We start from the raw sequence: 6,312 nt of genomic DNA on the forward strand, positions 1-6,312 counted from the left end.
CCTTCTTGAAGAATAGCCCATGTTTGTTGAATAAGACAATGCCTATTTCTTGTTTTTTAGTTCTATATAACCGTATCCTTTTATACAATTCTTTGGTTGTTTTAGTATTACGTCTACACCCATCGCTTATTATATTAAACTGCTCTGTGAGTGAAAAAGCGTTCCTGTTTGCTCCACAATCTTCGTTACTAAGATATATATTCAATATCAAAGTCTGAACAAATTAAATCCATACTTTCTAAATCCCAATCAAAAGTTAAAATTGCTGATTGTTTGGATTTATGCGAAAGGAGGCGTTTACCATTCTTAATAATCAGACTTTCAGCTTCCCAAAAGGTAACTGACTTATCTTCTCCAGTACGATTACAAACAAATAAGCATAGTCCAGTATCTATGGATCTTTGTTCCCACTCACCGTTTGGTCCGAATAACCCTGGACCCCAGGCTGAAGGGGCAACTAGGATCTCGGCTCCTTTTACCAATAATGTATCTGCAATATTTTTAGTATAGGCATCTGCACATATTAAAACACCAATTTTAACATTCCCCATATCTATTGGTTCAATGAAATCACCAGATGTAGACCAGTCATCTATAATACTCGTGATCTTCCTTTGTTTTCCTATTAACTTTCCATCTCTGTTTATAACAAATACTGAATTATAAAGTTCTCCATTTTCTGACCTTTCAGGACAACCAAGTAATACATAAGTATTCAAAGATTTAACCAAAGATAAAAAATTGCTCATCCATTCATCGGGTTGCTGCTTAATCCACTTAGTTCCAATCTTTTGTGAAAATTGCCAGCCACTAACGGCTAATTCTGGAGTAATAATCCAGTCTACTTTTTGATCCGCTGCTTGTTTAACTGCTTTTTCAATAAGATTTTGTTTTTTTTTAATATCACCAGCAATTGGTAATAAATGTAATAAAGCAACTCTTAATTTACTCAACATAAATCCCCCTTTCTAGATATAAAGTATAATTAAAATAATATCTTTTTGTTTATTTATCTTAGTAATAATTACTCGTCTTTTCAAATAAATTCTGACAATCCTAATTGATTTAATCTGCCCGATAGTTTGAGTATAATCTTTCACAAACACCATAATATCATTACTTAAGTATTCAATTTTTCTTGATATTCTTCCTCCATAAATTGGCCCTTTTCATGAAGAAAGACGCTTTCCATTTTTCAGAAAAGCGCCCGTTTGTTGAATATTGTTATTGAAGTAAAGCCCCCGTGAGTGAAATAAAACTTATGAATGCAAAACACTATGAACAAAATATTTTGCATTCTCTGCGTCTTTTTTTCTAACAGAAACAACATATTGTTGTTCATAATTCTTGTTCATTCCAAAACTTCCAAAGTTTCCCCTTGATGTACCAGGTCCCAACCATTTTCCTGAAGGATCAACAACTTTATAGGTATATTTAATGCCTTCTCTTTTTAAAATTGCTCTTACCTTTGAAAATTCTTCCATTGAAAATCCTATATAAACATCTTCTTTATTAAAGAAAAACATATCCATCCCCCTTTAATATTACCAAAAGAAACTACTGCTTTTTACACTTTCCTGCCCCGTTAGTTTAAGCACAATCTTTCACAAACACCATATTATCATTACCATAAGTATTCAATTTTTCTTGATATTCTTCCACCATTAAATGGCCCTATAATGAAAATAAGCGCTGTTCCTTGTTACAGAAAAGCGCCCGATTGTTGCTTAAAGGGTTAACAATTTTCTACTTTACATCGACAACAATTGAACCAAAATGTTTGTTACCGATAAAGACTTCTAAACGCCATATCCCTGCTTTGGAAAATGATAAATTGGAAGGTATTGAGCTATCTGAACCCCTTACTCCATTAGGACTGTAAACTAATTGCCCATAACTCCAAACTTTTCTTTCATTAGCAGTGCCGGCATCTGTTGTTAAAACCATTTCTTTTTCTCCTGTATCTTTGTTGACAGCTACCACTTTAAAATTGCCACTTTTTATAGTTTGTTCATCTCCCCAGAGATGCCACAACCATTTTTCTATATCCCCGGCTTTAATCACGCCCCCAATTATTCCGACTTTATTCTTTTGTCCAATCAATTTATCCCCAGTTGGTGTTTCAAACTCTGTAGAAATATCCCATTGTTGATTTTCTTCAGAAACACCCTCATTTGTATTAACGTTAGCTTTTTCTTTGTTATCCTGAGAACAACCCGCAATAAGTAAAATAATAAGTAAAGAAATACTTAATAGACCTTTTCTCAATTACTTATTCCTCCTGTCCACCGAACTTTTGAAATTTCATTAAATATAAATTCCCTATTTCTATCCATATTCCCTTTTAAATTTACTTCTGACTCGATACATAAAAAATGGCGCCATTTATTCCGGATTAGCGCTCTTTTGTTGAATAGTGAAGAATTCGAAGGAGCTACATTATAACGCTCTTTTTAGTTTAATTTGGACCCTAATAAATCATCTAAAAAAATTGTATTAATCTCGGTTTCAATAATTTTTCTATCTACATATTTAACATAGTATGCCTTTGCCTTTGGTCTTGAACCAACAGTAATTTTTAGTGTTTCATTAATAAAGTGAAGAGCCACACCGTCATCAACTGCATAACCTTCTTTTATTTTTCCTTCTGAGATTAATTGGTGATATGAGGGCTTCCTTTTATTCTCTCCATCATAATGAGGACAATTACTGCCCTTCAAGTAGCCTAAACAATCTAGCTTATATAAAGGTGCATTTAATGGATCAGTTAATCCTTCTTCGAACCAACAAATTGAACCAGCACTTAGTCCAGTAAGTATAGCTCCTTTTTCATATGCTTTTTTCAAAGCGTTATCTAATCCCCATTCCTTCCACAAAAGAAGCATGTTTTTGGTGTTGCCTCCACCGACATATATAACATCTTGCTCAAGAACATATTTTTCTAAGTCTTTAAATTCTGGTTCAAATAAAGATAAGTGAGATGGTTGGCAAGGAAGAGTCTTAAATGCTTTATAGAATCTTTCAATATAATTTGTTTGGTCTCCACTAGCAGTTGGAACAAAACATACCTTTGGTAAATCTTTTTTAACTTGAGCTACAATATACTGGTCAAGTAAAAGATTTTCGGGTTCCATAGAAAAACCACCGCCACCCATTGCAATAATTTGTCTCATACTCTCATCCCTTTCAATATGTTACATACTGAATACTGCAACAGGGGATTATTTCCCTTCTTTGTCTCATTTTTATGCAGCTAAACTGAACCGTTAGCTTAAGTACAATTCTCCACAATCTTCTCCATAGATTTAACATAGATATCCAATTTCCTTATAAAGAGTTATTCCACAATCTGGCCCGATAATAAAAAGACACTTATTTTTATATGCGTGACTCAATTTCAGCTAAAGTTTAATTTAAATAGCTTTCAAAAATATTTACTATAAAAATCGTGTCTCAATTATCCGCTTAACTGAGCATATATTTTAGTGGTCTCACTCTTCTCATGACCAAGCAAGCTCTGAATTACTTCAAGTGGCGCACCGTTATTAATCATATGTGTTGCATAAACATCAAGTGTTTCTAGTAATAATTGTTAAGTAAAGGTTCTTTGAGCGGAATACCAAGAAAGGGATTCTGCTATATGTATAGAAAAGACTAAGAGTAACTTATATAAATTAATGATAAGGCGTATAAAATTCTTCAAAAGCTTAGTCCTTTATTAGAGTACAAGGAAATAGCGTAAACAGAAAGGAAAAATAAATTATTTTATATAATGGAGGATTTTATGATAAAGAATTTTCCCAAATCTATTATTAAAATTGGTATATTGGTGTTTTTCCTAGCTGGTTTATGGTTTTCGGGGGAAATTCTTAATACTATAGCCAGCAAGGACGCAGCAAGTTCAGTTGGGTATATTATTAAATACGAAGGGGTTGTTTATTTTATAAAAGAAGAAAAACTTAAACAGTCAGATTTAAAAAAAATCTTAAATACAGATTTTTCAACTACCTTGAAGTTTGAACCTGTGTCTATTTTAAGTGGCGCGGAGTTTAAGATCCCATTTAAAGGTATCAAAAACGGTGATAAGGTAAAAATTTGGTATAAAAGTATCTTAGAATCGTATCCCCCAAAAATTAATGTAATACAAATTAGAAAAATAAATTAATATGTATAGGTCTGCTATTTAAGCAGCCTTTCTCCTATTAACCACTATATGGTTGAATGCTCCCGCTATTTTCTAGTTTTTTTAGGACTATTTTTGTCAATAATTTTGACTCAAATAGTCCTTAATCAAATAAAGATGCACTTCTCCTTGTAGATGGTTGCACCCTAATATTAATTGGCAATATGAATCAATTTAATTCTAAACGGAGTCTGTCTAACCTATAATCCTCAATTAAGTCGATGCTCCTTTTGCTCTTAACATAGTTTTTGACTTGTTGGTAAATATTTGGTATCAGTAAAATGGAGTCTAGTTCCTCTATAGGAACCCACTTGACCGCCGATTGGTTTGGGTCAGGAAATTCGGGTAATCGTGGCATTGAATTATTCTTTATTTTACATTCAAAAATGAGTTGTAATGCGTGTTGCTCATTAAGGTTATAATCACCAGACTGTTTATGAGGAGCAAACTCATAAATTAATGCTAACGGTCCAACCTCCACTTGAGCTGTGGTTTCTTCTAAAACTTCTCTTGCAACGCCCTCAATTATAGTTTCACCAGGTTCTAGTCCTCCACCAGGTAAATTATAATGAATCCCATTATGATCATATTCAACTAAAAGTACAGAGTTATGTTCGATAATTAAACCTGTACATCGAATTCTCACCTGCGACACGATTTCACCTCATTTAAATATTTAGGATATTGTTTGATCAATGATTGATGGTAAGAAAGAAGAAATTCCTAAAAAACTAATTCGTTAGATATATGAAAATACCTTCTGATTTTAACCGCTAACAATAACTATTTCATATTACTGTACAATGAGTTACTCCACAATCTGGCCCTATAACGAAAAAAAGCGATCTTCTTTAATGGAATAACAAAACATACTTTAATGTTTTTTCGCCCACTCTGTTTTACTCAATATATAGTGATTATATAGTTCATCATTATTTATATTTTAAAAATGGTCCCTCAAAAGGCCAATTTCTTGAGTGTTTTTGCTTATTCTTGGGTTGTACAATGTCCTCTGGTATTTCTGTGATAATTGAATGGAGATCCTGATAATCTTGTTTTATATTTTCAATATAAAACAAACCATTTTCGGTTTGTTTAGCTTTATTGACAAAATCCGGCCATAAATCGATATAGGGCTTTCCTAAAATTGCAGCATTTCCTAACTTTTTAGGTAGTCCCCTCCACCACCAAGCAGATACTGGACTCCAACCCCTTCTAACCTCACCGTAAAAAGAATTTAACAATTCGGAAGTTTTCAGCCAAAATCTCTTTATTTCTAATGGCCATCCCGGTTGGACCATCACTTCTTCCAAAAAGTCTATCGAAATATAACATGATCTAAATCCTTCACGCGTCGGACCCACTTTATCAGGAATTCCAATATGTACATCAGTGAAAGGTTTACTTGGATACCAAACTACCCCTTCATGTAAACTTGCAGAAATAAACTCAATAAAATGTTCTTTTCCCTTATCGGATATTTTAAATTGTGGCGGCTCATAAAGTCCGTATCTTCTAGGCATAGCTTCAGGCATAGTAGATTCAATTAAATTTAAAAGTGCTTCAAATCCTGTCTTTTTAAACGTATTATCATCGATGAACCACCATGTCATTTGAAGAAAGCTTGGGTCTTCTTTTACCAAAACATTTTCCAGTCTTTTTACACCAGATGGGGATGAGATGGTACCCTCCTGTTCATCAAATATTACTCCATGGGAAGATTGAGCTAGAATTTTAGATATCTTCTTTAGTATCTGAAAAGCTCGTTTAGGTGCCCCTATAGGTTCTAAAATAAGCTCTGTAAAATAGCTAATCCCTGGTAGTTCACCGAAGACTTCTTCTGGGATATCTTCTGCCATTACTTCATGTGGATTACTTATCATAATTTGCCAACTTCCACCATTGAAGATAATTCCATCATTTTCCCACTTAATATTCTCCTGGTTAAAAAATTCATTCTCAAATGAAGTTTTATTTACAGACCATATACTATTATCGTAGCTCATTTTTTCATTCCTTTTTGATTAAGTAGGTAAAAAAGATACAAATTTTATTCGTACCCACATTTTATGTTTATTATTATGTTCATCTTTAACTCTCGTTATTTAGTTTAATAAGCCTTATTCCAT

At 33.0% G+C, this 6,312-nt stretch carries 7 protein-coding genes and 1 pseudogene; 1 reads left to right on the forward strand and 7 read right to left on the reverse strand.

From position 1 onward, the window contains the following. Window positions 1-188: 188 nt before the first annotated feature. The 5 genes and pseudogenes from V7127_RS25555 to V7127_RS25575 all read right to left on the reverse strand — a co-directional run. Complete coding sequence (locus V7127_RS25555; RefSeq protein ID WP_335491019.1) at window positions 189-956, reverse strand: carbon-nitrogen hydrolase family protein; 768 nt, start codon at window positions 954-956, stop codon at window positions 189-191. 303 nt (window positions 957-1,259) lie between these two features. Then, the gene (locus V7127_RS25560) at window positions 1,260-1,526 is read right to left on the reverse strand and encodes a hypothetical protein (protein ID WP_335491021.1); all 267 of its coding nucleotides are present in this window, start codon (window positions 1,524-1,526) and stop codon (window positions 1,260-1,262) included. A gap of 220 nt (window positions 1,527-1,746) precedes the next feature. Continuing rightward, window positions 1,747-2,268 (reverse strand): hypothetical protein, encoded by a 522-nt coding sequence (locus V7127_RS25565; protein ID WP_335491024.1) that lies wholly within the window; start codon window positions 2,266-2,268, stop codon window positions 1,747-1,749. 185 nt (window positions 2,269-2,453) lie between these two features. Further along, the gene (locus V7127_RS25570; RefSeq protein ID WP_335491026.1) at window positions 2,454-3,173 is read right to left on the reverse strand and encodes a peptidase E; all 720 of its coding nucleotides are present in this window, start codon (window positions 3,171-3,173) and stop codon (window positions 2,454-2,456) included. A 284-nt stretch (window positions 3,174-3,457) separates the two neighbouring features. Continuing rightward, a pseudogene (locus tag V7127_RS25575) lies at window positions 3,458-3,565 on the reverse strand (tyrosine-type recombinase/integrase); the annotation flags it as partial. Window positions 3,566-3,784: 219 nt separating this feature from the next. Between V7127_RS25575 and V7127_RS25580 the strand changes: the two are divergent. Further along, window positions 3,785-4,165 carry a DUF3221 domain-containing protein gene (locus V7127_RS25580; protein WP_335491029.1) on the forward strand — a complete coding sequence of 127 codons (381 nt, stop codon included), beginning with the start codon at window positions 3,785-3,787 and terminating at the stop codon, window positions 4,163-4,165. 187 nt (window positions 4,166-4,352) lie between these two features. Here the strand turns inward: V7127_RS25580 and V7127_RS25585 are convergent, their stop codons facing one another. Together V7127_RS25585 and V7127_RS25590 are read right to left on the reverse strand one after the other, a co-directional pair. After that, window positions 4,353-4,838 (reverse strand): NUDIX domain-containing protein, encoded by a 486-nt coding sequence (locus tag V7127_RS25585; protein WP_335491032.1) that lies wholly within the window; start codon window positions 4,836-4,838, stop codon window positions 4,353-4,355. Window positions 4,839-5,115: 277 nt separating this feature from the next. After that, window positions 5,116-6,189, reverse strand: coding sequence for a hypothetical protein (locus V7127_RS25590; RefSeq protein WP_335491035.1), 1,074 nt, complete (start codon window positions 6,187-6,189; stop codon window positions 5,116-5,118). Between the last annotated feature and the right edge of the window lie 123 nt (window positions 6,190-6,312).

It is taken from the genome of Bacillus sp. JJ1773, from assembly GCF_036962035.1.
Taxonomy (GTDB): domain Bacteria; phylum Bacillota; class Bacilli; order Bacillales; family Cytobacillaceae; genus Cytobacillus.